This window comes from Thermanaeromonas sp. C210, assembly GCF_013167955.1.
In the GTDB taxonomy this organism is placed as follows: domain Bacteria; phylum Bacillota; class DSM-521; order Neomoorellales; family Neomoorellaceae; genus UBA12545.
Map to the genome: position 1 here is coordinate 154,064 of NZ_BLWF01000004.1, position 25,836 is coordinate 179,899.

The 25,836-nt window shown below is 52.0% G+C and carries 29 protein-coding genes and 2 pseudogenes; 13 read left to right on the top strand and 18 right to left on the bottom strand.

Translation table 11 applies throughout. The features are described 5' to 3' along the window. The first annotated feature begins 253 nt into the window (after nt 1-253). Both TAMC210_RS11045 and TAMC210_RS11050 read left to right on the top strand, forming a co-directional pair. Nucleotides 254-418 carry a permease gene (locus TAMC210_RS11045; protein ID WP_256366501.1) on the top strand — a complete coding sequence of 55 codons (165 nt, stop codon included), beginning with the start codon at nt 254-256 and terminating at the stop codon, nt 416-418. A 14-nt stretch (nt 419-432) separates the two neighbouring features. Further along, nucleotides 433-1,116 carry a DUF2703 domain-containing protein gene (locus TAMC210_RS11050; protein ID WP_173298866.1) on the top strand — a complete coding sequence of 228 codons (684 nt, stop codon included), beginning with the start codon at nt 433-435 and terminating at the stop codon, nt 1,114-1,116. Nucleotides 1,117-1,214: 98 nt separating this feature from the next. Here the strand turns inward: TAMC210_RS11050 and TAMC210_RS11055 are convergent, their stop codons facing one another. From TAMC210_RS11055 to TAMC210_RS11085, 7 genes and pseudogenes are all read right to left on the bottom strand, one after another. Then, a complete protein-coding gene (locus TAMC210_RS11055) occupies nt 1,215-1,460 on the bottom strand; it encodes a thioredoxin family protein (RefSeq protein WP_173298867.1) in 246 nt (81 codons plus the stop codon). Nucleotides 1,461-1,500: 40 nt separating this feature from the next. Next, nucleotides 1,501-2,678 (bottom strand): annotated as a pseudogene (locus TAMC210_RS13985) (permease). Between the two features lie 724 nt (nt 2,679-3,402). Beyond that, nucleotides 3,403-3,693: a hypothetical protein gene (locus TAMC210_RS11065; protein ID WP_173298868.1), complete on the bottom strand. Its 291-nt coding sequence runs from the start codon at nt 3,691-3,693 to the stop codon at nt 3,403-3,405. Between the two features lie 226 nt (nt 3,694-3,919). Beyond that, nucleotides 3,920-4,159 (bottom strand): hypothetical protein, encoded by a 240-nt coding sequence (locus tag TAMC210_RS11070; protein WP_071521725.1) that lies wholly within the window; start codon nt 4,157-4,159, stop codon nt 3,920-3,922. Nucleotides 4,160-4,766: 607 nt separating this feature from the next. Beyond that, nucleotides 4,767-5,000 (bottom strand): cytochrome b5 domain-containing protein, encoded by a 234-nt coding sequence (locus tag TAMC210_RS11075; RefSeq protein ID WP_071521723.1) that lies wholly within the window; start codon nt 4,998-5,000, stop codon nt 4,767-4,769. Between the two features lie 144 nt (nt 5,001-5,144). After that, nucleotides 5,145-6,533 (bottom strand): nickel-dependent hydrogenase large subunit, encoded by a 1,389-nt coding sequence (locus TAMC210_RS11080; protein WP_173298869.1) that lies wholly within the window; start codon nt 6,531-6,533, stop codon nt 5,145-5,147. After that, the gene (locus TAMC210_RS11085) at nt 6,530-7,462 is read right to left on the bottom strand and encodes a hydrogenase small subunit (RefSeq protein ID WP_173298870.1); all 933 of its coding nucleotides are present in this window, start codon (nt 7,460-7,462) and stop codon (nt 6,530-6,532) included. The genes TAMC210_RS11080 and TAMC210_RS11085 overlap by 4 nt, the downstream gene beginning before the upstream one ends. 83 nt (nt 7,463-7,545) lie before the next feature. On the opposite strand from TAMC210_RS11085, the gene TAMC210_RS11090 reads away from it, so the two are divergent. From TAMC210_RS11090 to TAMC210_RS13990, 3 genes are read left to right on the top strand one after another with little or no spacing between them, the layout of a single operon-like run. Continuing rightward, nucleotides 7,546-8,046, top strand: coding sequence for a hydrogenase maturation protease (locus TAMC210_RS11090; RefSeq protein ID WP_256366496.1), 501 nt, complete (start codon nt 7,546-7,548; stop codon nt 8,044-8,046). A gap of 40 nt (nt 8,047-8,086) precedes the next feature. Continuing rightward, nucleotides 8,087-8,335, top strand: a complete 249-nt coding sequence (locus TAMC210_RS11095) for a hydrogenase maturation nickel metallochaperone HypA (protein WP_173298872.1) — start codon at nt 8,087-8,089, stop codon at nt 8,333-8,335. A gap of 45 nt (nt 8,336-8,380) precedes the next feature. Continuing rightward, nucleotides 8,381-8,626 carry an acylphosphatase gene (locus tag TAMC210_RS13990; protein WP_173298873.1) on the top strand — a complete coding sequence of 82 codons (246 nt, stop codon included), beginning with the start codon at nt 8,381-8,383 and terminating at the stop codon, nt 8,624-8,626. 328 nt (nt 8,627-8,954) lie between these two features. Here TAMC210_RS13990 and TAMC210_RS11105 read toward each other — a convergent pair whose 3' ends face one another. The 7 genes and pseudogenes from TAMC210_RS11105 to TAMC210_RS13995 all read right to left on the bottom strand — a co-directional run bounded on the left by TAMC210_RS11105 (nt 8,955) and on the right by TAMC210_RS13995 (nt 14,504). Continuing rightward, entirely contained in the window at nt 8,955-10,232 is a 1,278-nt protein-coding gene (locus TAMC210_RS11105) for an IS110 family transposase (protein WP_173298874.1), read from the bottom strand. 170 nt (nt 10,233-10,402) lie between these two features. Beyond that, nucleotides 10,403-10,996, bottom strand: coding sequence for a cysteine hydrolase family protein (locus TAMC210_RS11110; protein ID WP_173298875.1), 594 nt, complete (start codon nt 10,994-10,996; stop codon nt 10,403-10,405). A 63-nt stretch (nt 10,997-11,059) separates the two neighbouring features. Further along, nucleotides 11,060-11,671 carry a DedA family protein gene (locus TAMC210_RS11115; RefSeq protein ID WP_173298876.1) on the bottom strand — a complete coding sequence of 204 codons (612 nt, stop codon included), beginning with the start codon at nt 11,669-11,671 and terminating at the stop codon, nt 11,060-11,062. Nucleotides 11,672-12,266: 595 nt separating this feature from the next. Further along, nucleotides 12,267-13,394, bottom strand: a pseudogene (tnpC, locus tag TAMC210_RS11120) (IS66 family transposase); the annotation flags it as partial. A 137-nt stretch (nt 13,395-13,531) separates the two neighbouring features. Then, complete coding sequence (gene tnpB, locus TAMC210_RS11125; protein ID WP_173298877.1) at nt 13,532-13,888, bottom strand: IS66 family insertion sequence element accessory protein TnpB; 357 nt, start codon at nt 13,886-13,888, stop codon at nt 13,532-13,534. Then, nucleotides 13,882-14,202 (bottom strand): IS66 family insertion sequence element accessory protein TnpA, encoded by a 321-nt coding sequence (gene tnpA / locus TAMC210_RS11130; protein WP_173298535.1) that lies wholly within the window; start codon nt 14,200-14,202, stop codon nt 13,882-13,884. Before tnpA ends, tnpB begins: the two co-directional genes overlap by 7 nt. Nucleotides 14,203-14,246: 44 nt before the next feature. After that, nucleotides 14,247-14,504, bottom strand: coding sequence for a DUF2225 domain-containing protein (locus TAMC210_RS13995; RefSeq protein WP_217267363.1), 258 nt, complete (start codon nt 14,502-14,504; stop codon nt 14,247-14,249). Nucleotides 14,505-14,640: 136 nt separating this feature from the next. On the opposite strand from TAMC210_RS13995, the gene TAMC210_RS11140 reads away from it, so the two are divergent. Further along, nucleotides 14,641-15,099 (top strand): MarR family winged helix-turn-helix transcriptional regulator, encoded by a 459-nt coding sequence (locus TAMC210_RS11140; RefSeq protein WP_173298878.1) that lies wholly within the window; start codon nt 14,641-14,643, stop codon nt 15,097-15,099. Continuing rightward, on the top strand, nt 15,096-15,893 hold the full coding sequence (arsM, locus tag TAMC210_RS11145; protein ID WP_173298879.1) for an arsenite methyltransferase: 798 nt from the start codon (nt 15,096-15,098) through the stop codon (nt 15,891-15,893). Before TAMC210_RS11140 ends, arsM begins: the two co-directional genes overlap by 4 nt. Before the next feature lie 425 nt (nt 15,894-16,318). Here the strand turns inward: arsM and TAMC210_RS11150 are convergent, their stop codons facing one another. Both TAMC210_RS11150 and TAMC210_RS11155 read right to left on the bottom strand, forming a co-directional pair. Further along, a complete protein-coding gene (locus TAMC210_RS11150; protein ID WP_173298880.1) occupies nt 16,319-17,404 on the bottom strand; it encodes a DUF362 domain-containing protein in 1,086 nt (361 codons plus the stop codon). A gap of 519 nt (nt 17,405-17,923) precedes the next feature. Then, nucleotides 17,924-18,451, bottom strand: coding sequence for a hypothetical protein (locus TAMC210_RS11155; protein ID WP_173298881.1), 528 nt, complete (start codon nt 18,449-18,451; stop codon nt 17,924-17,926). Nucleotides 18,452-18,982: 531 nt separating this feature from the next. Between TAMC210_RS11155 and TAMC210_RS11160 the strand changes: the two genes are divergently transcribed. The 6 genes from TAMC210_RS11160 to TAMC210_RS13700 are packed head-to-tail and all read left to right on the top strand — an operon-like array spanning nt 18,983 to nt 23,692. Further along, nucleotides 18,983-19,645 carry a hypothetical protein gene (locus tag TAMC210_RS11160; protein ID WP_173298882.1) on the top strand — a complete coding sequence of 221 codons (663 nt, stop codon included), beginning with the start codon at nt 18,983-18,985 and terminating at the stop codon, nt 19,643-19,645. A 59-nt stretch (nt 19,646-19,704) separates the two neighbouring features. Beyond that, nucleotides 19,705-20,682, top strand: coding sequence for an NAD-dependent epimerase/dehydratase family protein (locus TAMC210_RS11165; RefSeq protein WP_173298883.1), 978 nt, complete (start codon nt 19,705-19,707; stop codon nt 20,680-20,682). Beyond that, entirely contained in the window at nt 20,679-22,028 is a 1,350-nt protein-coding gene (locus TAMC210_RS11170) for a nucleotide sugar dehydrogenase (protein WP_173298884.1), read from the top strand. Before TAMC210_RS11165 ends, TAMC210_RS11170 begins: the two co-directional genes overlap by 4 nt. Next, nucleotides 22,025-23,029, top strand: coding sequence for a Gfo/Idh/MocA family protein (locus tag TAMC210_RS11175; RefSeq protein WP_173298885.1), 1,005 nt, complete (start codon nt 22,025-22,027; stop codon nt 23,027-23,029). Before TAMC210_RS11170 ends, TAMC210_RS11175 begins: the two co-directional genes overlap by 4 nt. Continuing rightward, nucleotides 22,969-23,577: an acyltransferase gene (locus tag TAMC210_RS11180; protein WP_173298886.1), complete on the top strand. Its 609-nt coding sequence runs from the start codon at nt 22,969-22,971 to the stop codon at nt 23,575-23,577. The genes TAMC210_RS11175 and TAMC210_RS11180 overlap by 61 nt, the downstream gene beginning before the upstream one ends. After that, nucleotides 23,564-23,692, top strand: coding sequence for a hypothetical protein (locus TAMC210_RS13700; RefSeq protein WP_256366497.1), 129 nt, complete (start codon nt 23,564-23,566; stop codon nt 23,690-23,692). Before TAMC210_RS11180 ends, TAMC210_RS13700 begins: the two co-directional genes overlap by 14 nt. A gap of 96 nt (nt 23,693-23,788) precedes the next feature. Here the strand turns inward: TAMC210_RS13700 and TAMC210_RS11185 are convergent, their stop codons facing one another. Beyond that, nucleotides 23,789-24,478: a diphthine--ammonia ligase gene (locus TAMC210_RS11185; RefSeq protein ID WP_173298887.1), complete on the bottom strand. Its 690-nt coding sequence runs from the start codon at nt 24,476-24,478 to the stop codon at nt 23,789-23,791. 52 nt (nt 24,479-24,530) lie between these two features. After that, entirely contained in the window at nt 24,531-25,826 is a 1,296-nt protein-coding gene (locus TAMC210_RS11190; protein WP_173298888.1) for an ABC transporter ATP-binding protein, read from the bottom strand. Nucleotides 25,827-25,836 lie beyond the last annotated feature (10 nt).

Below are 25,836 nucleotides of genomic sequence, written 5' to 3' on the forward strand. Positions count from 1 at the left end.
TATTAATTATATAATATTGGGGTTCATTATCCTTGTCAATACGGGGTTCCCGGCCCTATTGGCATCCTTGCCGATAGGGCCGGTCTTGGGCATCATATACTAAAATAATAAAGCAGCATACATTACTCCTCTATGTATCGGGGTTAAAGGTAGGGTAGATTATGAATTATATTGATCGAGTACTGGAACGGCTACATCAGGATGTGCCTGTCGAGGTTTTTTATCCTGCGCGTCCTCTACGTCCAACCCACGCCTGGGGCCCCTCATGGCCCTGATCATCGGCGGCGCCGGGGCCAGTATACCCGAGGTTGCCCTGCTGGCAAGCATCTTTAAGCCCCGCCTGGTGGCGGTGTTCGTTCTCACCATCTTTACCATCGCCGTCCTGGCCGGGTATGCTCTTGATATTATCTTTGCATAAGGAGGCACTGTATTATGGCGGAAAAGAAAGGACTGCTGGCCAGGGTCTTCGGCCGGCAGGGAAGCTCTTGCTGCTCTATTCAAATTGAAGAGATCTCTGAAAGGGAAAACCAAACCGCCAACAGCTGTTGCTGCTGCGGCGTTCCTGCGCCGGGCAGTCCGGAAAAAACTGCGGGGCATGAGAAAAGAACATCGCCCGATACCCAGGATAACCAGCGTACCCTCGACATTGATTTCCTCTACCTGGACCTGGATGCCTGCACCAGGTGCCAGGGAACGGCGCGAAACCTGGAAGAGGCTCTTAACGAAGTAGCCGGTATCTTGGAAGCAACCGGAATCAAGGTCAACCTGCGCAAGATCCACGTCCAGACGGAAGAACAGGCCCTGGCCCTGGGATTTGTCAGTTCACCCACCATCCGCATCAACGGGCGGGACATCCAGCTGGACGTGAGGGAAAGCCTTTGTGAATCCTGCGGCGACCTTTGCGGCGAGGATGTTGACTGCCGTGTCTGGGTATACCAGGGCAAGGAATATACCGAGGCTCCCAAAGGGATGATCATTGAGGCCATCCTGAAACATGTTTACGGCGGCGGTATGGAAACCCCGGCAGAAAGGGAAACATTGAGGGAACTACCTGCTAATCTAAAGCGCTTCTTTGCCGCCAAACGCAAGAAAGAAGAAAACAGGTGTTGCGATTAACGCCCTTTTGCCCGTCCTGCCATTAAAAGAGCAACAAACGCGACCTTCAAATTAAACTTGACCCGGGGCCACGGGAAATATAACCCGTGGCCCGCCTGTTACCGGCCTATTTCCTCCTGGATCCACTTCTTGATCTCTTCTTTGTTGGGCACCCTGCCGAACACCTTAACCTTTTCGTTAACTACCAGACCCGGCGTCATCATAACACCATAATCGGTGATCTTGTTGAGGTCCGTCACCTTTTCCACATCGGCGGCCACGCCCAGCTCAGCCAGGGCGTTCATCACGTTTTGCTCTAGCGTCTTGCACCGGGCGCATCCCGTACCTAGAACTTTGATTACCACGGAGTTTCATCACCCCTTTTCTTACTTTTTTGCCTTAATTCTAGCCCACTATGGTACCAAATACCATCCCTGTCAGGGTAGCCATGATGACTACCAGGGAGACGTAGGCAAAGGTTTTCTTGAAACCCAGCACGCTGTTGATCACGAGCATGCTGGGCAGACTCAAGGCCGGGCCCGCCAGCAGGAGGGCTAAAGCCGGCCCCTGTCCCATCCCGGACCCGATAAGTCCCTGGACGACCGGCACTTCCGTAAGGGTGGCAAAGTACATAAAGGCGCCGACAATAGAAGCGGTAAAGTTGGCCAGGAGGCTGTTGCCCCCTACCACCAAAGCAACATATCTGGCCGGGATAATGCCGGTATCGACGCCGGGTCTCCCCATCAGGAAGCCGGCCACCAGCACGCCGCCGAAAAGGAGGGGCAGGATTTTAATGCTGAAATCCCAAGTGGAATTCACCCAGGCCGACAGCTCTTCCCGCTTGAACCAGGCCTTTAAAATAACAGACAAGGCTAAGAGCAGCGCGATAACCAAATACCATTTGGCGCTGTATACCGCGTGCCAGAAACCCGCCTGTTCCGCCGGCTTGCTCCAGGAGGCAAAGATAAGGACCAGGACAAGGACCAGGAAATAAAGAACCGTCTGCCTGAGAGTACGAGAGGATTCTTCTCCTTCCGGCATGAGCAGTCCTTTGGCCCGCTCCTTCTCTTCGCCCCTGAAGAGCAGGGCCATGATGAGGCCGATTATTACCGAAAAGAGTACGGCGCCCAGGGCCCTGGCCAGGCCGATCTGCCAGCCCAGCACCCGGGCCGAGAGGATAATGGCCAGGACGTTTATCGCCGGCCCGGAAACAGGAAGGCTATGGCCGGTCCCAGCCCGGCGCCACGTTTGTATATCCCCATAAACAAGGATAAGACGGTGCAGGAGCAGACGGCGAGAATAGCACCCGATACGGCTCCCACGCCATAGGCCGTAACTTTGGGGCTTTCCGGTCCCAGGTATTTCATGACCGCCCGAGAAGAAAGGAAATTGCTCATGGCCCCGGCGATAAAGAGGGCGGGCACCAGACAGAACAGCACATGTTCCCTAGCGTATTCCTGCAGCATGTAGAAGGCCTCCAGGATGGCGCTCTGCATACGGGGATGCTGGAAGGGCAGGAAATAGGCAGCCGCAAACACGGTGACAATCAATAACAATTTGGCCCACTTGCTCACAGGAAACATCTCCTCTTATATCCATTAGTTTATTATAATTTACCTATATGTTAATTTATAGGCGACTAATGGTCTTGTCAATAAAGAACAAAGGAAGGACCCATCACCCCTCTTCGCTTTTTGGTGGAAACTTTAGAGACGATAAACTTCTTAGCCGAATGAATGCCCTGGTGTCTATAGTTGAGGATTTAACTGCGGTGAGGGCAGGAACAATCCTAGCTAGATTCCAATCTTGTTGGTATTTAAAGACGAAAAAGCTCCTACCGATCACTGGTCGCTTTCAGTAGGAGCTATTAGCTCATTGAGCATTAGACGAGTTCCATCGCCGTTGTATTTAAGTCATTATCATATATGCTATATTATAGCAACGACGTCTAATTTGCCCTTCAATAGCTTCCGTTCAAGGTAGACATATCGTATATAAAATTTAACCAACAATCTCACAAACCGGCAAACCATTGCTAATGTCGACCTCTACCCGTACGCTCTGCCCTTCCAGGCCCACGAGGACGACGGAATTGACAATGGCCAGCATGCGGAACCCCCGATAAGTCGGCAAATGTGCCGGTTATCTACCCAACATTTGCTATTCGCCGGGAGACAGGGAGTTCCTGCTAAGGTGGTGAAAAAAGAAGAGGCCCCGTTTGGGGTCTTCCGTTATCCCTTTTTCCGGCGCGGGTTTTTTAACTTTTATCCCTATTTCCTTTTAAAACATTACGCAATTCTCAATTACCTATTCTGTTATACATATCCCCTCTTCGCTTGGGTTGAGACTATAAAAGAACAGTATGCGCCCGTCTGCCAGAACCCCCAGGATATACGTTTGGGCAGCCTTCACCGAAACTATTTTCGCTTCCACCGTTAATGTTTCTAAATCAATGCGGTTTAGATAGGACATGTTGTTGGCATAATCATTATCGGACTCAAACGTTAGAAATGCAGCGTGGTTCTGGCCGACATAATAAGCTTCAGGAAAAATAATGTTGCCTGTTTCGCCGGGATCATCAAGCTTGATTTCCTTCACCTCTCCGCTCTTAAAATCCAGGAACAGGGTCTTATATCTCCCCCCTCCGGCCAAGTTATGGTCATTAGTTCATTTATATTGTATTCCTATTATGGCCATATGTCAATAAAATTATCGTCTTAACGGTCAAAAAAACGGCCGCCTTCCCTGGCCCGGCCTTCAAGAGGGGGATACCCGGGGCTCTGCCCGGTTCAAAGTCGGCCGGAAAACCGGAGATACATGGGGTTCAGGAGGCTTCGGCGGTCCGGGGGGGCAAGACAAAATGAAAGGTAGTCCCCCTTAAAAGCAGAACCGTATTCCGCGCCATTACTTCCTGGACCTGGCGGAAGAAGGCCTCCTGCCTGCCGAACAGCGACTGGAGTACCGTCCTCGTGATTTCTGCCACCGTTAAAGCGTCGCCCTCCAGTGGGTTGAACCGCGGGGTATCCGGGTCTTCCGAGTTGATAAACGTGACCGGGATGCCCATGCTGCGGGCCATCTCAGCTACGTCCGCGCTAAAATCGCCCTTCGGTTCTACAACCGTGATACCCAGCCGTTCCCCCTTTTTATTCTCATGAGATCCTGCTCTATCATCGATGTTAGTACCCGGCTGCTCTTTCCTGTCCCGGTCGTGCCCACCACCAGCGTGTGCAAGAAACGGTCTTCCCCCGAAATTACTGCCCCCGGGGCTATGCGCACATCAAACCCCTTTTTGCCGAATTCAAATCGCCCCTTAAAGCAGCTGCCCACCCTTTCGAATACTGTTGCCAGGAAGTTTTGACCCCCGGTTCCCCTAAACGTTTTCCCGGCAGCTGCCACAAATGCAATGGTCTTACGATTCTGGGAATAGGAAGTGCATCGACAAAAGGGGTGAGAGCCATACCTATTCACTCCTCCAAAATATTATTACTCAATCTATGTAAACAAGCGGTAAACAGTTCCCACACTTCTTCAAAGTTGCAGTTAATTATCCTTTAGCCTGGCCTTGTTAAATTATCTACTTGGTGGTAAGGGTAAGCTCTTATTATTTCCTCCACATGAACATTAAGCCGGGATGGGTCCCGGCATAACTCGTTTATGTTGCTGTTTGAAAATCAATCCACCAGGCGCCCTACTACGGGGTAACCGGCCAGGACTGCAGGGACATGCTGGCGGAGAAAGGCTCCGGTTAAATCCTGGCCAGCCTGGTGTTCAAAGTGCCGTCCCTGCAGGAAAACGGTGGTGACATCGAAGACAAGGCCGTTGACCGCTACATATGCCGGTTTTCCTCCGGTCCCGTTATACCGGGACAGTTCCGCCCGGGTAAAAACCCGTTCCTGTCGGACCAAAGGTAACACTCCTTCCAAAATATGTTCTATCCATTACTGGTTTCTCTATGTTCCAGTCCTCCAGCCTGCCCCGTTTCATAGTTCAGGGCGGTGGTCGTCAGCCCTCCACCGGGCTTCTTCTACGAAGCCTATTAATAATAAAGATCAACCCTGCAAGTTAATGCTTATTAACCTTTGCCCCTCGCTGTTGATTACATGGGCCGCGCAACTCAAACAGGGATCAAAGGCTCGTACCACCCGCCCTACTTCCACCAGGTCGGTAGAAGAGCTAACCCTGGTACCCACCAGTGCTTCCTCGACAGGGCCCCGCTTGCCGGTATCGTCTTTGGGAGAAAAGTTCCAGGTTGAGGGGGTGATGACATCGTATTTCTCCACCTGGTCATTGTTGATCTTCATACTATGCAAAAGAGGGCCCCTCGGCGCGTCGTTGATCTGAGTCGCCTGAAGGCGAGCAGGGGCGGCCAGTTCGGTAATATATTTTCCTTTCGCGGGCAGTTCGCGTACCCATTGCTCCATCCAGGTAGCTATGAGCGCCGCCTCCTCGGCCCGGGCAATAATCCGGCTCATTGTTCCCGGAGCCGTCACCAAAGACCTGGAAGAGATTATTTTCCGGGCCAGCGGCCCGCCCTCAAGGGCTAATCCCCGGTAGCGGGGAGCCTTGACCCAGGTGTAAGCTGCCGGTTTGTCTGGAGCGGGAACGGTCTCTCCTTCCGGAGTAGCGGTAAACCAGGCGAAGAGGATACTTTCGTCAATTTCTTGCGGCTGCACCGGCAAGAATTTTTCACCGTCATAGATCCCGGCAGGGAAATGACCGCCGAATTCCGGTTCAAAAAGGCCGAAGGAAATAAACCGGGGTGGCCTTGTTCCGATATGAAAATAGTCCGGGTAGACTTCGGCCAGGAGATAAGCATCGGGGACCATTACCTGGGTTAGGAAATCTTGAACCTGTTTTAACAGGGATAAAAACTGCATTTTCTTGTCGGCTGTGGGAACAACGGTCACTCCCTGGGCGACCAGGCCGTGCTGGTGGGGTATTTTGCCCCCGAAAACGGCCAGCATGTCGTGGCATTTGCGACTGTACTCCATGGCGGCGAAATAATGGTCGACAAGCAGCCTGGTTTGAGCGTCGGTGAAACGCCGGTCTTTTAGGCCCGTGCCCGACCCCGGCAGAGAAGAAGATTCGAGATAATCAGGTAAAACGAGGAGGTAAAAATGGCGGATATGATTCTGCAAAAATTCTGCTCCCAGCATGGCTTGTTGTAGCATTCTGGCTTCCGGGGCAAGTCTTGCATTGTAAATTTTATTTACCAGGCGGGCGGCGGTATAACCGTGGGCCATGGAACAGATACCGCAGATACGCTGGGTGAAATAAACGGCGTCTAGAATTTTTCTACCCTTCATCATCAGCTCGAAACCGCGGAACTGTTCACCTATACAATTGGCTTCACTGATAATTTGGCCGGGTCCCAGATAGATGTCGATGCTTAGTAACCCGCTAATTCTTGTTACCGGGCTTAAACTGATCGCCTTCATAATTTCTTTCCGTCCTTTGTCCCACCCGGAATTTTCCCGGGGAGAGGGGTATAAAAAGGAGTCGCTTTGTCGGGAAAGCCAGCCTTGGTGCAGCCGATGCAGGGGGTACTGGCTTTCACCGGCCAGTTTAAATGATCGTTCCAGAGACGGTAGGGGCAGTCAGCCCCGGTGACCGGCCCCATGCAACCCAGGGAAAACATGCATTCCCGGTCGCCCAGGTTCCGGGCCAGGGCCCCGGTATCAAAATATGAACGTCGCTGGCAGTGAACATGAATGGTTTGCCCGTAGAACAAAGTGGGTCGTTGATAACGGTCAACTTCGGGAAAACCGTACAATAATAAATGAAGAAGGGTTCCTACCAACCAGTCAGGGTTGATGGGACAACCGGATACATTTACCACCGGCTCCCGGATAACCTCCCATACCCCCTTGCTCCCGCTGGGATTGGGCCGGGCGGCGGAAGGCCCGCCGAAAGCGGCGCAAGTCCCCACGGCCACAATGTATTTGGCCCGGGGGGCCATCCAGCGGATTAATTCTTCAGAAGTGAAAAGGCGCTCCTCTGTTTTGAAGGGGATGGTGAATTTACCCCCGGCGCGTGTGGCAATGGCCCCTTCTACAATTAAGATAAAATTTCCGGCTTCCACTGTTGCCAAAAGGGACTCTATCGCCTCAGCCCCCTGGCCGGGCATCAAGGCATTCCAAAATCTTATATCCAGCAGAGAACAGATGACCTGGCCCAGCCCGGGTTTTACCGTATTTAAAGTAGATATGGAATCACCCGAGCAGGCATTGGCTTCCAACCAGACAAGAGGGGTTTTGGGGACGGAAGCAATTAAATCTTTTCCGAATAGTTCAGCCAGCTGCCGCGAAAAGCCGGGGGTGTGTTTATGAAGACGGCAGAAAACGGCAAACTGTTCTTTTTCGGTCATAACGCTTCTTTCTTTCCCATAAATTTAAGATAGCTATTCTATCTTATGCCCGTTGGGAGAAAAAATGAATAGAGGAGTTAAAGATGGAAGTTTGCGTAATCGGGCTCGGCAACGAACTGCGGCGGGATGACGGGGTGGGGGTGAAGGTGGTCGACAGGTTACGGAGTTGCTACGGCACGATTAAAGAGTGTGACTTTTTCATCCTGGCGAATGATTTGTTTAGTCTGCCGGTTCTACTAGAACCCTATAAGAAGGCGGTGATTGTTGACGCTTTTCCTCCCGGGCCCCACCCGGGGAAATTAGTAATCTCACGGTTTGTACCAGGAATAGTGGAGCGGGGACCAACAGCCGTGTATTCTCTCCATGATCTGGACCTTTACTGGCATTTGCAATATGCCTTACACCGGGGATATAAAGGCGACATTTTTCTCGTGGGAATTGAAACGGCTTCATTAGAACCGGGGATTGGATTGTCGCCCGCTTTAAAGGAGAAATTACCAGCCTTGACAAAGCAGATACGAGGTTTTTTAGCAAAACTGGTTAAGGGTTTGCCGGAAGAAGACTGTGGGTATGAATTGAAATAACTGTTGCCCAGCCGGAAGCCATAGACGGAGGATGAACTGTATGCATGAGCTGGCAATAATGCAAGAAATCTTAGAGATTGTCACCCAAAACGCCCATGATCATGGTTTACACCGGGTCACGAAAATAAAGCTGGTTATAGGTAAGCTAAGGGCAGTTGAACCTGAATGCCTGGACTTCTGCTTTAATGTACTAAAAGAAGATATGCCCCTCATAACAAAAGCGGCACTGGAGATTGAAATAAAGGAAATAGGGAATGAACTCTATGTTGACTGTATTGAGGGCGATTAGGGTACTGGGGAGCTATTCATAGCTTTCGGGTATCTGCCCTGAAAGATGAAGGGTGGAGGCCTGGTGTCTGTGGCTTACTTAACTCGTGGGGAGGAAGCGGGAAAAACAATTAGTTACCAGGTCAAAATTCGAGGTATTGTCCAGGGAGTAGGATTTCGCCCTTATGTTTTTAACCTGGCACGTAGATACAGTCTCAAGGGGTGGGTGCTCAACTCCACGTCAGGGGTAACTCTGGAAATTGAAGGAGAAACGGATGGTGTTTCTTCATTCTTGAAGGAACTATCTCAATAATTTGCTTCTAACTTGTTAAATCGCCTGCTCTCTTAGATTTTCATTTTTTATGATGCAGTCCAAGAGGGCAGACTAAGCCTCCAGCATCATTCACGATAACAAGACGATGGCTTAATCTTTAAGTCTTGGGTAGTACCCTCACCACTTCCTGGCCCTCGGCTACCCTATCATGTCTCCCGGGGTCTATGCCCTGTTTCATTCCTTCGTTCGGCCTTTTGAGGGCGGGTGGGGTGTGCCTGGTACTTAAATGCAGGGTCTATGCCCTTATGGTAGGGATTAAGGCTTCCCCCACCCAAGACTTTTTACCTTGTGTTTGGGGTTTTACTTCTTAAGCTGCTTGCTGCAATTGGGCGCGGCGATAGTCGCCTAATACTTTGTCAGGATCGTAGTTTTCTTTCTTCCTGGCCAGGCCGTACATCACCCGCAGTAATTTTACGGATATGGCTATTAAGGCCTGCTTTTTCTTCAACGGGTTTTTCCGCCTGGTCAAGAAGTAGTGGTACAGCGCTTTAAATTCACGGTTTTTGGCTACCAAAGTTATACTGGCCTGGTATAAAAGGTTCCTTAATTCGGCTCGCCCGCGTTTGGATATCTTGCTTTGCCCGTTCTTTTTCCCGGAACTTTGTTCGCTTAAGTTCAGCCCGGCAAGTTTTTGGATTTGCTTCCAGTGCTCGTAATTTTGGGGATCGCCTATTTCGCCTAAAAAGCCGGCTACTGTTACCAGGCCTATACCGGGGATGCTTAATAAATTGCCTGCGATATCTATCCCTGCCAAAATATCGGCCATCGCTGCTTCTGTTTGCTCAATCTGCTTCTGGTAAAAGGCTATTTCGTCCAGGCAAGCGTTTAATCTGTGTCGGGCCCCGAATAATCCTTCGGTTACTCCTATGGTCTCCTGGGCCGTCTGGTAAAGGGCCTGGGCCCTTTTCATCCCTACCCGGTGGTTACTGGCCTCTTTTAATGCAGTGGCTAATTCTTCGAGTTTATAGGCTAATATTAACCTGGGGAAGGGACAGTTCCTTAAGACCCATTGGGCTGCTTTGCCTAACAGGTTTTTGAATACTTGCCCCAGCTCGGGGAAGTATTCGTCCAGGATGGCCTTAAGTTGGTTTAAGGCGCTGTTTAGTTTCCGGCGTTGTTGCCGCCGGGTTACGGTCAGGTTCCTTAGTTCGGCATATTTTCCTTTGGGCAAAAGGCAGTGGAGGAAATTCCCGTCCTTGACTACTTTGGCTATTATCCCGGCGTCTTTGCGGTCGTTCTTGGTGGGGGAGTTGCCTACTTCCTCTTTCCGCCTTTTGACGTGATAGGGATTGACTATCACTACTGTATACCCCTGCTCCTTAAGAAACCATGCTAAGGGTTTCCAGTAGTGGCCTGTGGGTTCCATGCCGATTACTACCCTTTTTGCCCTGGCTTTTTCTTTGGCTTCTTCCATTTTTGCCACTAGACGATAATAGCCTTCTTTGCTATTATGAAACTTGAAGGGTTTGACCACATCCAGTTCCATTTGGTTATAGATACGTGCCCAGTGATTGTGTTTGGCTACGTCGATACCGACTATTATCACATCACCATGGACCAGTAATTTCTTTTCCACTTCATTCATACGGTTTCTCGCCTCCTGGTGAGTTTGTTGCGGCTTATTACCTTTTTACCAGGAGGCTTTTTTATTGGCAACACCTACCTTAATTCATTACAGGAATGCTTATGTTTCTTTAGGGCCTCAAGGCCTTAAGGAGATAATCTTAAAGGGGTGACATTAGGCATTCGAAGGAATTAACGCGAAATCGCCTGGGGGATAGCAGGCAGGCTATTAATAAATTCCTCGGTGGTCATTAAGTTTACGCCGATGTTCTGCATATCGAACAAATTGGCGGCGTGCACTTCTGGGGTTTGCGCCCCGGTGGCGTCGGTCAAGACAATAACCCCATAACCCAGGGAATTGGCATCCCAAACAGTAGCCCTTATACAATTTGGGGTCTGGACGCCGGTTACGACTACCTGGTCTACTCCCAGGCGTCTCAATAACAAATCCAGCTCCGTCTGGAAGAAGGCGCTCCACCGGCGCTTAACGATTATGTACTCACCCTGCAGGGGCTTTAACTCCTCGATGATTTCCGCCCCCTTACTACCCGCTACTACTGCCCCGCCCGCCTTTATAAAAGCCTCATACCTGGTGATTTCAACATCGCTGCCGTCAGGCCGGTATTGGCGGATGACGTGGATGATAGGCAGGCCGTGTTGGCGGCAGGCTTGCAGCGCCTCCTTTATCCTGGCCGCCACCTGCAGAGCTCCGGTAACCTCGAAGGGCGCCCCCGGCAAACAAAAATCGTTTTGCATGTCGATGATCAATAGGGCAGTCTTACCCATAGTCACACCCCCAAACCCTTAGGTTTTTCCCCCGGGTAACACTTTAATTAGTCTTGAGGCCCCTCACGACAGAAACCTGCGCTTTATTAGGAGAACTCCTGCCAACAAAGCGGCCAACAATAAGAAAGCAGCCGCCACCATGGAATAAAAATTAAAATACATGGCAATGGTTTCCCAGGCATGGCCCGCTAATCTGCCCAAGTAAACAAGTACGCTATTCCAGATAAGAGTACCAAGGATTGTTAAAGGTAGGAACACCCCTAACTTCATTCCCGAGCTTCCGGCAGGGATAGAAATTAGCGTCCGCGCAATGGGCACAAACCTGCATAACAATACCGCCATACCACCGTATCGGTCGAACCATTTTTCGGCCTTTCTAACGTCCTCCCTTCTCAACCCCATCATTCTTCCCCATTTGCTTCCGCAGAGCCTCTCCAGGCGAGGGATATTCAGCACCCGTCCCAGGTTGTACAAGACTATGGCGCCGAAGACCGATCCCAGGGTGGCCGCCAGGACAACACCCCCTACCTTTAAGTTGCTGAAGGTAGTCATGAATCCCCCAAAGGTCAAAATTACCTCGGAGGGTATCGGCGGAAAAAGGTTCTCCAGAGTAATTAGCAGGAACACGCCGATATAGCCATACCGATTGATGATTGCTAAGATAATATCCTGCATGTCCTTCCCCCATTATACAAATCTATGGTGGTCGTCGGGCGCCGGTAAACCCCACATTCTCTCCTAGCAATTCTACTCACTTCAAAGCGCCTTAAGCGCAGTTGGAGCTTGCCACTACCTTTAATCTTGGCGAACTCAGCCCGGCGGTACGGTGAGAGCAATAGACTAGTGGCGTGAGGCTACCCTTAATCCCTAGTATAAGGAGTTTTTTTCTGCAAGGCCAGGCCATTTTAGGGATTTGGCTGTTTTTCGGGCGCTATCATCCTTGATATGTTGGTACAAAGGGACCGATACAGGGCTATAAGTTGAGGAGGCTGGCTAGATCAGGCAAGATCAATTGTACGCGGCCCGAGGGACAAAAAGCCCTGGTCGGGTTGGTGAATTACTCAACTCGAGGCACACATCAGTAAAGGGTACCCCGAAAGGTACCCGCACCCCCTGAGCAGGCTGGCCCGGGAAAAGGTGAGCAGCAAAACAGCACGGTCCCCTATCTTTGCAACGTAAGCGTCAAATACTACCCACCTTGTTGGGTTGCGGTAGTAAGCATAAAAGAACCCCTACCGAAATCATCTAAGGGGTAGGGGCTAAAACAAGCTTAATTGTTCATCCGGCAAACGGGGGGCAGAGTTTCCGACCACGGCAGGAGTTGATCCAGGGCTTCTTTATCCTGCGTGTCCAGGTTGGGCAGACTTTCGAAGAGGTAGGTAAGGTAGTGGAAGGGGTTTAACCCGTTTTCCTTGGCCGTTTCTATGATACTGTAGACAATAGCGCTGGCTTTAGCACCCCGCGGGGTGTTGGCAAATAACCAGTTCTTGCGCCCAATAACAAAGGGTTTTATAGAACGCTCGCTGCGGTTGTTATCGAGTTCCAAACGCCCGTCCTGCAGGAAGGCGACAAGTTTATCCCATTGGCTAAGGCAATAGTAAACCGCCTGCCCAAAGGTGCTTTTGGGCAGTACGTGGGATTTCTGCTTCTTAAGCCATGCCCAAAATTCGTCCAGCACGGGCCGGCTGCGCTCCTGGCGGATTTGATACCGTTCTTCCGGGGTTTTGTCTTTAAGCTCGCTCTCTATGGCAAAGAGCCGGTTGCAGAACTTAAGCCCCTCCCGGGCAGCCACTGCTTTGTTGCGTTTATCTTGCGGCAGGGCTTTTAAAGCTTCGTCAAACTTGCGCCGGGCATGAGCCCAGCAGCCTACCAGGGTGACATCCACAAGCTCATGGTAGCCGGCATAGCCGTCAACGTGTAAATAGCCCTTAAAACCTTTCAGGAACCGGCGGGGGTGTTTGCCGGCCCGGGTGGTCTGGTACTCGTAAAGAATTATGGGAGGGCCGTCCCGCCCGGTACGGTAGAGCCAAAGGAATGATTTGGTGGTAGCTTCCCTTCCCGGTTCATGAAGTACCTGTAACGTAGTTTCGTCGGCATGGAGGATGTCTCTTTTGAGGAGGTGTTCATGGAGACGGTCGTAAATAAGGGTTAAGTAGGTGTTAGCTCCATGGAGCACCCAGTTGGCCATGGTCTGCCGGGAAAGGTCTATCCCCCAACTTTTAAACTGCTGCTCCTGGCGGTAGAGGGGCAGCCCCGCCCCATATTTCTGGCTCATGATGTAGCTAAGAAGCGAGGGAGATACCGGGCTTCCGGGAAGTACAGGAGCAGGCATGGGTGCTGTGATAACCGGGGTGGTTATTTCCTCTTTCTCGCAGCGGCGGCAGGAATAAACGTATTGAGCACAGTGCTCTCGCAGTTCTTCTATGGTCATGGTAGCTATAGACTTAGCAGCCATGCTTTAATAATTCGACGAATCAGCCCAAATTCCTCTAGAATAAACCATAAGGTGAAAATATTTCTTCCTGATGCTTTATATTACAAGATGGTGCGTGCTTTTACCTCGGGATGGTCTTTGGGCTGGTTCAGGGGAAGGCCGTCAAGCAGCCAGCGCAGCTCCCGGCGGCTTATGGTGATGGTGGAAGAAGTATTTCCCACAGGCCATATGAATTTGCCCTTCTCCAGCCGGCGGTAATAAAGCCAGAACCCGTTGTGTTCCCAGTGGAGGATCTTTAGTTTGTCCCTCTTACGGTTGCAGAAAACAAAGAGGCAAGAAGAGAAAGGGTCTAATTCGAAACCTTCCTTGACCAGCACCGCCAGGCCGTCGATAGACTTGCGCAAATCCGTGGCGCCGCAGGCGAGATAAACCCGGTCGATGCTAACTTCGTTTAGCATAAGCCTACCAGCACCCGTACTACCTGGATGAGCAAGGCCGGGTCAAAGCCGGGTCTTACCTCGATGCTGGCCAGTCCTATTTTGACCAGTAGGGACTGTTCTGGGGAACCTTGCTCGCTTATTTCTATTGGCAGCCACCGGTTGGAACTCTCCGGGGGAGCTGTGGTCTGGTTCTTAAACTTCCGCAGCCAGTACCACAGCTGCCTGGGGCTAATGCCCTCATGAGAGGCGCACCATTCTTTAACGCTTTGCCCGCTTTCCCTGTATTCGGCTATACGAGCTTCCCACAGTTGCTGTAATTCGGCTCTGGTCATAAGGGGAAATCCTCCTCAGTTAGTTTTCTGAGGAAGATTATCCCTTAAACTCGAGCACAATGCCAAGGTGGGTTATATTTGACGCTTACGGTAAAGGCATAACCGCAATGGGGATAGACGGCCACTTCGTAAAAGTAAGGGTTTTCGCCCTTAAAATAAGCGCATAAATCGCTATCGCGTTTAATCTGGCGGTTCTTGCTAAAGCGAAGGTTTTTGTTTGGTAAATTCCCTTCCGCAAAACAGACAAAGATACTTTTTGTCGTATAAAGGTTCAATAGATGCTGCCATAATTTACCCTCCAACTCTTTCGCTAGACACCCGGTTCACTTAATTCCACGTAATTCCACGTACGAACGCTTTTTCCTTTAGGGAAAAACCAGTTGAAAATGCTTGCATAATAAAACATATGTACAATACAATTACCTTGGGCGAAAGAACATGAGAGATGAATTACCAGTAGTCCATTTGCGCCAGTTGATAGATGAACTGGCCCATACCCTGCAGTTGCTGGAAAAAAGCGAAGTAGGTTGCTGCGGGATAACACTTTCTCAGTGCCACTTGCTGCTGGAAGTCTCCCGCCGAAAGGAAGGGGAAACCTCCTTAAGTGAGCTGGCGGCAGCACTAAAGCTGGATTTGAGCACCGTTAGCCAGGTAGCCGACGGTCTAGTGCGCCGGGGGCTTTTGAAAAGAGAAGCCGATCCCAAGGATCGCCGCCGATTAGCATTGTTTTTGACCACCGCCGGCCGTGAACTGGTGGAGACTATCAACCGAGGCATGAACGAGTACGTCAAAGAGATTTTTCGACAGATACCTACGGAAAAGCGGCGGACCGTACTGGAGGGCCTGGACCTCCTTGTTGAAGCCACGAAAAAAATAAAAGGAGGCTGTTGTCCATGAGCGATTCTTTGAAAGAAGCCGTAAAGGGAAAATACGCTGCGGCAGCCCGGATGGTCCAATCCGGCAAGGTGGGAAGTTGCTGCACCTCGGGAGGATGCTTCGGAGGCTGTAACTATACCCCAGAGGAAACAATCGGCTTGCCCCGCGAGTTGCTCAATGCTTCCTTTGGTTGCGGTAACCCCACCGCTCTGGCAGATTTAAAAGAGGGAGAAGTAGTCCTCGATCTAGGTAGCGGCGCCGGACTGGACGTTTTGCTGAGCGCCCCGCGAGTGGGGCCAAAGGGGAAGGCGTACGGCCTGGACATGACTGACGAAATGCTAGCTCTGGCCGAAGAATACCGACGGCAGAGTGGACTGACCAATGTAGAGTTCTTAAAGGGTGATATAGAAAATATCCCGCTACCTGACAACCACGTAGACGTAATCATCTCGAACTGTGTCATCAATCTGGCTGCGGACAAAGCCAGGGTACTCAAGGAAGCTTTCCGTGTGCTTAAACCTGGCGGCCGCCTTGCCGTTTCTGATATGGTATGGCGGCGGGAGGTACCCGCATGGCTGCGGCAAAACGTTGAGCTTTGGACTGACTGCATTGCCGGTGCCTTGACGGAGGCAGAATACCGCCAGCTACTGGAAGAGGCGGGTTTTATCGATGTGGAACTGGAAATAACTTGGATCTTCGGCCCGTCCGACCTGCCAGAAGGGTTTCTGACCGCTGATATGGAAAGGCAAGTGGCGTCCCACGCCGATTCTCTCGCTAGCGCCTTTATCCGGGCACGTAAACCCGAGAGGACTTAGTTAACAGTTGGTTGATGAGACCACCTTGCCAAAATTGCTTAAGGGGCGAGGTGGTCCTTTGGCCCAATTTTTGTAGGTTTGCCAGACCAACAGAAACAGCTATACCCAGTGAGCGGAAAACTTAATTACTTAATTAAGGGCCTAGCCACTGACGGGAGGTAAATCAGTCGAGTGGGGTTTTCGGGTTTCCCCGCAGTGTAGTGGTTATAAGTCCCCGCATATATTGAGTGCGGGGGCTTTTAATTTTGGAATTGCATACCTGTACAGGATAATTCTTCTGTCCTGTGCTTTTTCCTGTCCTTATCCCATTCACTCAGCTCTAGCTTCACCAGCCGCGGTACCTGTGGCCTGTCGCCCTCTACTATCTTCACTACACTTGTTCACGGACGTTACCGGTCGAGGGCGTATGGCGGAAGGACACTAGCCTATTCTCTTAAGATTTTTTCCAGGCGGCTTGCATACTGTTTGCTTTCCTTGTCGTCCGTAATTATCTCTATCTGATCAGCATTGCGAACTCCCAGGCCAAGTTCTACCGCCCTCGATATTTGTTCCTGCTTGAATATTGGTACCTCCATAATTTCCCTATTGCTTCCCAAATCTTTCAAAATAGCCAGACCTACGGCATCTAATGCTATACGGTCCCGGGAAAGGAGCATAACGTTAGCTTCCCTACTAGTTCCCCGGTCCGGCCCCCCGTCTACAAAGACATCAACTCCGTCCATCAAAACGAAGTCCGGCGTATATGCCAGATTAATTTCAGCGATCATCTTTCCCATATGGGGTGAACTGTGGAGTTCGCTCATCAAAGAGTAGCCCCTGCGCGGAGTTATTCCTACCGCCAGCTTCAAAGACATACTGAAAACCCCTCCGTAAGCATGGGTCTTCAGGGTACAGGTGCCGATATTCACGTCTGCGTCTAAAACGGGCTTGGCCACATAAAATCCGTCCTTCCAGTGTAAACCTTCTCTCCAGAATTTCACCCAGCCGTCGGGAGAAAGCTTATCGTAGTTAATTAATGTTATCCCTAATTGTTCCCAAAGCTCGATTACTCCTTTCTGCTTGAGTACATTTTCAGTCAGAGGGGGGCCGCTCCTTTCCCCGACGGCGATAGAGGATGGACCAGCCGCCTTCAATTCAATTAATAGCTGCCTGAGAGTATCGTTATGGGTAGAGCCTGGCGCAGGATCGGCGGTGTTAAAGTTGGGCTTCACAAGTATAGTCTTACCTTCGTATGCTAAAGGCCCCAGGAGCGTCAACAACCTCTTAACCCCTTCTTCCCTGTTCCGGGTCTTTACCATAAATACCTTTGATGTATCTGTCGGTTCTTTACCAGCCAAACCCGGTTCAGTGTTGGCGTAATAACTCGACTCTGAATTTCTCTCCATTTGCTGTTCCGTTTCCGTCCAGCTTCCAGGCCAGGCGCACGAGGCAAGCCCCGAGGCCGTCATGCCTAAACCAGTATAATAGCACATTCGTATAAATTCCCTACGATTTAATGCTCTATCTCCCAAAGTTAACCCCCTCACATATTCCGGAGCTACTGGTCACCTGACGGCCGTTATCTTGTATATGCCCACCAGGTCCGCACGACCTGCCCCTGTCCTTCTGGCTGGTGGAACTGGCCCGGGACAATAACTGACCGCCGGTTTATCATGCAACCAAATCGCCTTTAATCTTGCGGAACTCAGCCCAGCGGTACGGTGAGAGCAAGAGACTAATGGCGGTGGAGGCTATCCTTAGTCCCTAGTATAACGAGTTTTTTCCTGCAAGGCCATGCAATTTTAGGGAGTTGGCCGTTTTTGGGCCGCTATCATCCTTGATATGTTGGTACAAGGGGCCGATACAGGGCTACTGTTGAGGAGGCTGGCAATATCAATTATACGCGGCCTGAAGGAGCAAAAAGCCTCGGTAGGGTTGGTGAACTATTCAATTGCGAGGCACACATCAGTAAAGGGTACCCCTAAGGGTACCCTTTACTTTAACCTCTACTCTACTGAGCTGGTCGCCGGCAGTCAACGTTTTCTGTCCTGTTAGTCATATCCTCCCTCTGGTGTCGGCAGCTGCTTGAATTCCTCTTTTGCTTCAATCATACCTATAATCTTATCAATCAGGTTGCGTAATTGCACGGCCTCCTGTGGCTGTGCACTCATGTTCTGCCCGCCAGTAATGTCCTCCCAGTAGATCTCCTTGACCTTCCCGTCCATCCGTACCTTGAGGTAATAGGTGGGATAGGGGGTGACGTAGACCTGGCCGAGCTTCTTCTGCCCAGGGGGAAATTCCTCGGGGTAGGCCAAAATGTTTATACGGCGCATTTCAGCGTACACGGCAGCCATTTCTTCCGGAGTGAGGGTAAGCCTGGTGGTCACCCTTCCAGCATTGATCAAGTCCTTGGTAAACGTGCCGGCAAAGGTATCCAGGACGTTTTTCGCCTCCACCCCGTATTTGAGGATGAAGTTAAAGTCTTCCGGGGGCGAGGTTTCAGCGGACTTGCCGCCGGAACCGCAGCCGGTAGCCAACAGGAGCCCGGCTGCCAGAACAATAGCGGCGAAAATCCTCATCTGCAGACTCTCACCTTCCTCCCCTACTTATAACTGTTCTCTTTTATAGACGGGAGTAACTACTATTTGGTTCCCTCCGCTAAAATCTTCTCCGTTTCCGTTACCCCGTAAGATGGGGAGTCAGTTCCGGCAAGCCGCTACTAATGTCCACCTCTATCCGTACGCTCTGCCCCTTCAGGCTACCAGGGCGACGGAATTGACAATGGCCAGCATGGTTAACCACCCTTGAGGTCTTATACCCAACTTCTGCTCTTCATCGTAAGTAAACTTGCCGGATACCACCATTTGCCAGGGCCTACCCACTAGTTCATGGAACGACCGGTAACTTCCCTGAGGCGTGACTAATATTATATACCAGTGATTTCTAGTTGCCGCTCATACCTCCATAGGCTGTCTAATCAGGAAGTAATGCCAGGCAAATAGATAACATATTTCGGGAGCTTCTGCCCAAGGCTCAAGAAGACTATCCGGCTCCAGCGGTGGCGGCAGGGGCAATGGTACGGAAACAAGAACGGGGGGATATGTGTTTCAATGACCTGTTCCTGGACTTATGAGCACTACCGTTTCTGTATAGCCAAAGCCCAGGACCAAGGCTATATCCTGCTTCCGTTTAAAGAGGTTGCCAGTTACCCGGAGTCGCAACCTTTGATTATTCTAAGGCATGATATCGACCGTTCCCTCACTAGAGCTTTGGCCATGGCCAGGATAGAAAGAGAATTAGGGGTGAGGGCTACCTATTTTGTCAGGGTGCACGCACCCACATATAACGTTTTTGAGTATAACGCTTACCGGGCCCTGAAGGAAATACAATCCCTGGGGCATGAAATCGGTCTGCACTTTGAAGCCGTGGATTTCGGCCACATTAACGGCGAAGCCCCGCTGGAAGTCTTCCGGCGGGAAAAGGCGGTGCTGGAAACGGCCCTCGATATAACCGTCGTTTCGGCGGCTGCTCATGGTGAACACAGCCGGTCAGGCCCCGGGCATAACCGCGATTTCTTCCAGTGCTTCACCAAGGAACAGGTTGGTATCAAGTACGATGCCTATGATACCGCATTCACAAAGGAAATGAAGTACATCTCCGATAGTTACGGCATCTGGCAAGAAGGTTGTATGTGTAACCATATCGGTAAATACCCGCGCCTGCAGATCCTGGTCCACCCCTGCTGGTGGTTCAAGGATCACCCCTTTGAATAGCCCTGCCGGCTTTTGCCCAATTAGTAGGGATTTAGACAAATAAAAGGAGCGTAGAAACAATGAAGCATGTTCTGGTAACCGGGGGGGCAGGGTTCATAGGTTCCAACTTGGTGCGGATGCTGGTTAATGATTACGGGTGCGAGGTCACGGTCCTCGATAACATGTATACAGGTTGCCCGGAAAATTTAGGGCAACAGGGAATTGCCACCGGCGTCCAGCTTGTTACCGGCACCGTGTTGGACCAACCCCTCGTCAGAAAGCTTATCCAGGGAAAGGACACCATCTTTCACCTGGCGGCCGTGAACATTACTGCTTCAATGGAGAATGCAAGGGCAGATTTAGAAACCAATATTATCGGCACCTATAACGTCTTAGAAGCGGCGCACCAGGCGGGTGTTGCCAGGGTCGTTTACGCCTCGACTGCATCCGTATACGGCAACCCGGAGTATCTGCCGGTATGCGAAGAAGATAGGGTACGATTTCTCAACTTTTATGCCGCCAGCAAGTACGCCGGCGAATGTTACGCCCAGGTATTTTACGAACAATACGACTTGCCGGTTACGGTGGTGCGCTATTCAAATGTTTATGGTTACAACCAGCGGCCTGAGAACCCTTATGCGGGTGTGGTAGCCAGGTTTATCAACTGGGCACTGCACGATGCACCTTTAAGAATCTACGGCGACGGCAGCCAGACCCGGGACTTTACCTTTATCGCCGATGCCTGCCGGGCGACGGTGCTGGCGGCTTTATGTCCCCAGGCCGTTGGCAAGGTCTACAATATCGCTACCGGTACAGAAACAACCATTAATGAGCTTGCGCGGATAGTTATCGAACTTACCAGCAGTAAAAGCAAAGTCCTTTACGAGGATAGGCGTCCCATTGATAATGTTCACCGCCGGGTGCTAAACGTGGAAAAAGCCAGAAAGGAACTTGGATTCTTCCCTGAATGGACCCTCACCAGGGGGCTACAGGAAACCATCAATTGGGCCCGGAGCCTTGCCATTGATAAAGGCATTTCCGGGGGGTTACCGGCATGACTGCTGAACCAGTTATAACCGGAGCGTTCCAGAAGACACCTAAGGACAGTCTATTGCAGAAGATAAAAGGTAAAAGTGCCGTTGTCGGGATTGTCGGGCTGGGTTATGTTGGGCTCCCTTTAGCCCTGGAAATGGCCAGGGCCGGTTACCAGGTAATCGGCATCGAAGAAAACCCTTTCCGGGTGCAAAAAGTCAACCGTGGTGAAAGTTATATTACCGATGTGCCGGACCAGGAGCTGCAGTTCCTGGTAAAAAGCGGAGCCATAGCTGCGGTTAACGATTTTTCCTGCGTGCCGGCAATAGATATTATCATAATCTGTGTACCTACCCCCTTGACCAGGAACCTCGTGCCAGATTTGCAATACGTGGAAAATGTAACGCGAAGTATTGCTGCCGGGCTCAGGCGCGGCCAGCTGGTAAGCCTGGAGTCAACTACCTATCCTGGAACTGTGGAAGAGGTTATACTGCCAATACTGGAAAGCTCAGGGTTAAAAGCCGAGATAGATTTTTTCCTGGTCCATTCTCCCGAGAGGGTAGACCCCGGGAACAAGCGCTACACCATGAAAAATACGTCCAGGGTCGTAGGAGCCATCGGACCGGCTTCCCTGGAAGTGGCCCTGAGCTTTTACAGTCAAACTGTAGAAAAAGTAGTACCCGTTTCCAGCACAAGGACTGCCGAGCTGGTTAAGGTTTTCGAGAATACCTTCCGGGCGGTCAACATTGCCCTGGTTAACGAGCTGGCCATGCTCTGTGACCTAATGGAACTCAATGTCTGGGAGGTTCTCGATGCCGCTTTTACCAAACCCTTCGGTATCATACCCTTTTATCCCGGTCCGGGGGTGGGCGGTCATTGCATACCCGTTGACCCCCATTACCTGGAATGGAAAGCCAGGGAATTGAATTTCAATACCCACTTTATCGCCCTGGCGGGAGAAATCAACCGCAAAATGCCGGAATTCGTGCAGCGAAAGGCCCTGCGGATTTTGAACAACATGGGCATCCCCGCGTCCCGGGCCCAGATACTGGTTTTAGGGGTCGCCTACAAAAAGGATGTTGCCGACAGCCGTGAATCCCCGGCTATCCAGGTCATTCGCCTCTTACTAAGGGATGGGGCGCGCGTTCTCTACCACGACGAGCTGGTTAAAAGGATCCAAGACCGTGAATTGGATATGGCCTCGACGCCCCTAAGCGAAGAGGTGATCAGGGCCAGTGACCTGGTTATTATCACCACAGATCATTCCCACCTCGATTATCAATGGGTGGTGGAGAAGGCCAAACACGTGCTCGACACCCGCAACGCCACGCGTTACGTTGCTAACAACCGGGAGAGGATAACGCTGCTATGATGGTCGGTGTGATCGGAGCAGGCAACTGGGGCAAAAACCTGGTGCGTACCTTCTTTTCCCTGGGCCGGCTTGCCGGGGTAGCGGAAATAAACCCGGCAACAAGGCAATGGCTGGTGGCTGCATATCCCGGCCTGCCCGTGTACTCAGATTACGGGGACCTGCTGGCCTGCGATATTGCCGCGGTGGCCATTGCCACACCGGCGGCCACCCATTACCAGGTGGCCCGGGAAGCCCTGCTGGCGGGAAAGGACGTATTTGTGGAGAAACCGCTAGCCCTTTCCCGGGCGGAGGCCGAAGAACTGGTTGCCCTGGCGGAAAACAAGAACCGCATCCTGATGGTGGGACATCTCCTGCTCTACCAGCCGGCCGTCCAGTGGTTGAAACGTTACCTCGAGGCAGGGGTTATCGGGCCGGTGGCCTTTCTAACCCAGGAACGCCTCAAACTGGGGCGAGTGCGGTCAGCCGAGAATGTGCTATGGAGTTTCGGCGTTCACGATATCGCCGTGCTCCTCTACCTGGTAGGGCAAAAACCCCAGCAGGTAAAAGCCAGCGGGCAGTGTTTCCTGCAAAAAGAGATTGCAGACGACGTCTACCTGCACCTGAGGTTTCCCGGTGGTATTGCAGCCCACCTGCATGTATCGTGGCTGTGGCCCGAGCAGCGACGCCTCCTTACCATCGCGGGTTCTAAAGCCATGCTTGTTTACGACGAGGTGCAACAGCGATTAACCCTGCACAAGAAGCGGATAACCCCCGACCTGCAGAACGAAGACGCCGGCAGTGAAGTCGTTTTTCAGGGGGAGGGGGAACCCCTATTGCTGGAGTGCCGCCATTTCCTGAATAGGGTTGCGGACCGCCGCCGGCCGCTCTCCGACGGTAAGGGTGCCCTGGAGGTAATCGCCGTGCTGGAAGAAGCAGAAAAACAGTTAAAGGAAGATGGGAAATGGAGCGGAAAGATTATTTCGTCCACGAATCAGCCTGCATCGATGCCGGGGCCAGAATAGGCAAAGGCACAAGAATATGGCACTTCAGCCATGTGATGAGCGGTGCCGAAATAGGAGAAAACTGCACCCTGGGCCAAAACGTCTTTGTGGCCAGTAACGTAAAAATAGGCAACAACGTTAAAATCCAGAATAACGTTTCTGTGTATGAAGGAGTCACCTTGGAAGACGACGTTTTCCTCGGCCCAAGTATGGTCTTTACCAATATCAAGACGCCCCGTGCCGCCTATCCCCGGAACACCAGCGACGACTACGTCCGCACTCTGGTAAAAAGGGGGGCCAGCATCGGTGCCAACGCGACTGTAATCTGCGGGGTGACTATAGGGGAATGGGCTTTCGTAGCAGCAGGGGCGGTGGTGACCAGGGACGTGCCGCCTTACACCCTGGTTGCCGGTGTGCCTGCCAGGCTTTGCGGCTGGGCCTGCGAGTGCGGCCGGCCTTTACGTTTCGAGGGCAGGAGAGCCGCCTGTATTGAATGCGGCAAGAGGTACGAGAAACGCGGCAAGAAAACTATCGTCAGGATAGGCGGGGTGGGCGATGGGTCAGGTTAAAATTCCCCTGCTGGATCTTACCCCGGAGATTGAGACCCTCCGGGAGGAGCTGACGTCTGTCGTCGACCTGATCATGCATCAGGGGCCAGCAAGCCGCCGCTTATTACTTAGCTGAACCGGCTTTGCATGATGAGCCGTTTGCGCGAAGTGGTCCAGCGCCCAGCGCCGATATTTTCCCCGAGCCAGCCCGTTTTGCGGATTGGCACGTGACCTACCGTCCAGCCTTGCCAGCAAGTGCCGGGGCTACCCTCACTTGTTGAAACCAATAGCCGTCGTGCAAGACTTGGCTTTCCATTTCTAGGGAGAGGGGGAAAGAAAAGATAGGACCATCTGTCACTACGGTGTGAAATTCCCCCTGCTCGCCCATGGGATCCACCCCCGAGCGCTCCATCCTATCGATAATTTCCTCGTCCAGGGTTTTCCCCAGAAGGCTTTTGTCCAGGATGTCATCTTTAACCGCGATAATCGTGGCTTTAAAGCCCAGCTCCAGGAACTCTCTCAAAAGTTCGCGATGAGGTTTTTTCCACAGGGGCAGGAAGGGAAAAATGCCCGCCGAAGAACAGGTATTCTCTACCCATTCCCGGTGGGCTTCCAGATCGATATCGCCGAAGACACCGGCCTCAATCCCCTGTTCCTTAAGTTGACGGAGCACCGATATAAATACGGCAGTATAGTCCTCCCACGAAGTTGCCCGGGTAACTAGGGGAATGCCGAGGGCCGCGGATTGACGGTGCAGCAGGTCCAAGGGCAGGCCGTGGGCCCGGGTCTTATCTCCCCCTTCCGCCAGGGTGGTAAATAGCGCCCGCGGCTTCCCACCCTCCCGGATGGCGTAATACAAGGCCAGGCAGGAGTCTTTTCCCCCGCTCCACGAGCAGAAAAAAGGCAAGCCCTTGATGGACACGAAAATGCCCCCTTTGTCTTATTTAGCTTTCATTCCAGTCCACAGATCCACATTACTCGGATAGCGTAATACCCTTAGCGAAATGACTTTGGATGGCCTCTAAGGCGGAGGTCTCGCTCGGCACCGAGCAAGCTCCCTTCTCTATCATTCGCTTATAGACCTTTGTGGCCGCTCCTCCGGTGTAATCCCTTTCCTCAATGGGGCTTTCGTCTACCAGAAATACGGGCAGGCCGCCGGACAGGGCCTCCTCAAGAGCGTAAAGGTTGCGGATATTTCCCTGGCCGAAGGGCACGCTGGCCAAGAGGGCGCAATCCGCCTTCTTCATTAGGGCCAGGTTGCGCCGGTGGTCTTCGTCGCCGATGGGAACAAAGGGGGGTATTTCCACCATCTCAATCCCCAAAAGCCTCCCCTGTTCCCAGTCCCGGTCGCCCCGGTTCAGGACGCCGGCCGTAACCTTCCACCCCCGGCAGAACATGGCCTCCATTAACCCGGCCGCCGTCCCTCCCCCGCCCACCAGGTGCACCGCAGGGCGGGAGTTACCGGACGTCCTCCCTGCGCTTCTACGGGGCAACAAGGTTACAAAAAGCCGCCCGTTCCCGGGGTGACGGCTGAGGAGGATTTCGCTATTGTAAGCCTTCCTTATGTTAGGCGTAGTAATCACCTTCTCCGGGGGACCGACGTCCACAATCTTGCCCCCGCTTAAAAGGATCACCCGCGGGAAATACTGGGCGGCCAGGTTCAAATCGTGGATGACCGCTATGATAGATATATTCTTGATGCGGTTGAGGTAGGCAAGTAAATCCAGTATTTCCACCTGGTAAGTAATATCCAGGTGGGAAGTAGGCTCGTCCAGAAGGAGAACTTCGGGTTCCTGGGCTAAGGCCCGGGCAATAATAACCCGCTGCCTCTCTCCTCCGCTCAGGCTGGACACCGGACGTTCCGCCAGGTGCAGGATCGAAGTAAGTTCCATGGCTTCACGTACAATGGCCAGGTCCCGCCAGCTTTCGCGCCTCAACAGCCCGGACAGGTGGGGCTGGCGGCCCATAAGAACAACTTCAGCCACTGTAAAGTCAAATTCCGTGACCGTTTCCTGGGGCACCACGGCCATACGCTTAGCCGTTTCCCGGGGCGAATACTCCCACAAATCCCGTCCGTCGAGCATAACTGCCCCCCGCTGGGGGCGAAGGGCGCGATCAAGACATTTAATAAGGGTGGATTTACCGGAACCGTTGGGTCCTATCACGGCTATCATTTCCCCCGGCCGCACCCGGAAAGTTATTCCCTCTAAGGCCGGGACGGAACTGTAGCTGTAGGTAATTCCGTGAACATCCAGTAGAACTTGGCCCAAGACCCCCACC

What these genes read in the sequence shown, in the direction of transcription:
- TAMC210_RS11050 (WP_173298866.1), top strand. Translation starts at nt 433, where the DNA reads ATGGCGGAAAAGAAAGGACTGCTGGCCAGGGTCTTCGGCCGGCAGGGA.
- TAMC210_RS11070 (WP_071521725.1), bottom strand. Translation starts at nt 4,159, where the DNA reads ATGGGCATCCCGGTCACGTTTATCAACTCGGAAGACCCGGATACCCCG.
- TAMC210_RS11080 (WP_173298869.1), bottom strand. Translation starts at nt 6,533, where the DNA reads ATGAAGGCGATCAGTTTAAGCCCGGTAACAAGAATTAGCGGGTTACTA.
- TAMC210_RS11085 (WP_173298870.1), bottom strand. Translation starts at nt 7,462, where the DNA reads ATGACCGAAAAAGAACAGTTTGCCGTTTTCTGCCGTCTTCATAAACAC.
- TAMC210_RS11090 (WP_256366496.1), top strand. Translation starts at nt 7,546, where the DNA reads ATGGAAGTTTGCGTAATCGGGCTCGGCAACGAACTGCGGCGGGATGAC.
- TAMC210_RS11095 (WP_173298872.1), top strand. Translation starts at nt 8,087, where the DNA reads ATGCATGAGCTGGCAATAATGCAAGAAATCTTAGAGATTGTCACCCAA.
- TAMC210_RS13990 (WP_173298873.1), top strand. Translation starts at nt 8,381, where the DNA reads ATGAAGGGTGGAGGCCTGGTGTCTGTGGCTTACTTAACTCGTGGGGAG.
- TAMC210_RS11105 (WP_173298874.1), bottom strand. Translation starts at nt 10,232, where the DNA reads ATGAATGAAGTGGAAAAGAAATTACTGGTCCATGGTGATGTGATAATA.
- TAMC210_RS11110 (WP_173298875.1), bottom strand. Translation starts at nt 10,996, where the DNA reads ATGGGTAAGACTGCCCTATTGATCATCGACATGCAAAACGATTTTTGT.
- TAMC210_RS11115 (WP_173298876.1), bottom strand. Translation starts at nt 11,671, where the DNA reads ATGCAGGATATTATCTTAGCAATCATCAATCGGTATGGCTATATCGGC.
- tnpB (WP_173298877.1), bottom strand. Translation starts at nt 13,888, where the DNA reads ATGCTAAACGAAGTTAGCATCGACCGGGTTTATCTCGCCTGCGGCGCC.
- tnpA (WP_173298535.1), bottom strand. Translation starts at nt 14,202, where the DNA reads ATGACCAGAGCCGAATTACAGCAACTGTGGGAAGCTCGTATAGCCGAA.
- TAMC210_RS11140 (WP_173298878.1), top strand. Translation starts at nt 14,641, where the DNA reads ATGAGAGATGAATTACCAGTAGTCCATTTGCGCCAGTTGATAGATGAA.
- arsM (WP_173298879.1), top strand. Translation starts at nt 15,096, where the DNA reads ATGAGCGATTCTTTGAAAGAAGCCGTAAAGGGAAAATACGCTGCGGCA.
- TAMC210_RS11155 (WP_173298881.1), bottom strand. Translation starts at nt 18,451, where the DNA reads ATGAGGATTTTCGCCGCTATTGTTCTGGCAGCCGGGCTCCTGTTGGCT.
- TAMC210_RS11160 (WP_173298882.1), top strand. Translation starts at nt 18,983, where the DNA reads ATGACCTGTTCCTGGACTTATGAGCACTACCGTTTCTGTATAGCCAAA.
- TAMC210_RS11165 (WP_173298883.1), top strand. Translation starts at nt 19,705, where the DNA reads ATGAAGCATGTTCTGGTAACCGGGGGGGCAGGGTTCATAGGTTCCAAC.
- TAMC210_RS11170 (WP_173298884.1), top strand. Translation starts at nt 20,679, where the DNA reads ATGACTGCTGAACCAGTTATAACCGGAGCGTTCCAGAAGACACCTAAG.
- TAMC210_RS11175 (WP_173298885.1), top strand. Translation starts at nt 22,025, where the DNA reads ATGATGGTCGGTGTGATCGGAGCAGGCAACTGGGGCAAAAACCTGGTG.
- TAMC210_RS11180 (WP_173298886.1), top strand. Translation starts at nt 22,969, where the DNA reads ATGGAGCGGAAAGATTATTTCGTCCACGAATCAGCCTGCATCGATGCC.
- TAMC210_RS13700 (WP_256366497.1), top strand. Translation starts at nt 23,564, where the DNA reads ATGGGTCAGGTTAAAATTCCCCTGCTGGATCTTACCCCGGAGATTGAG.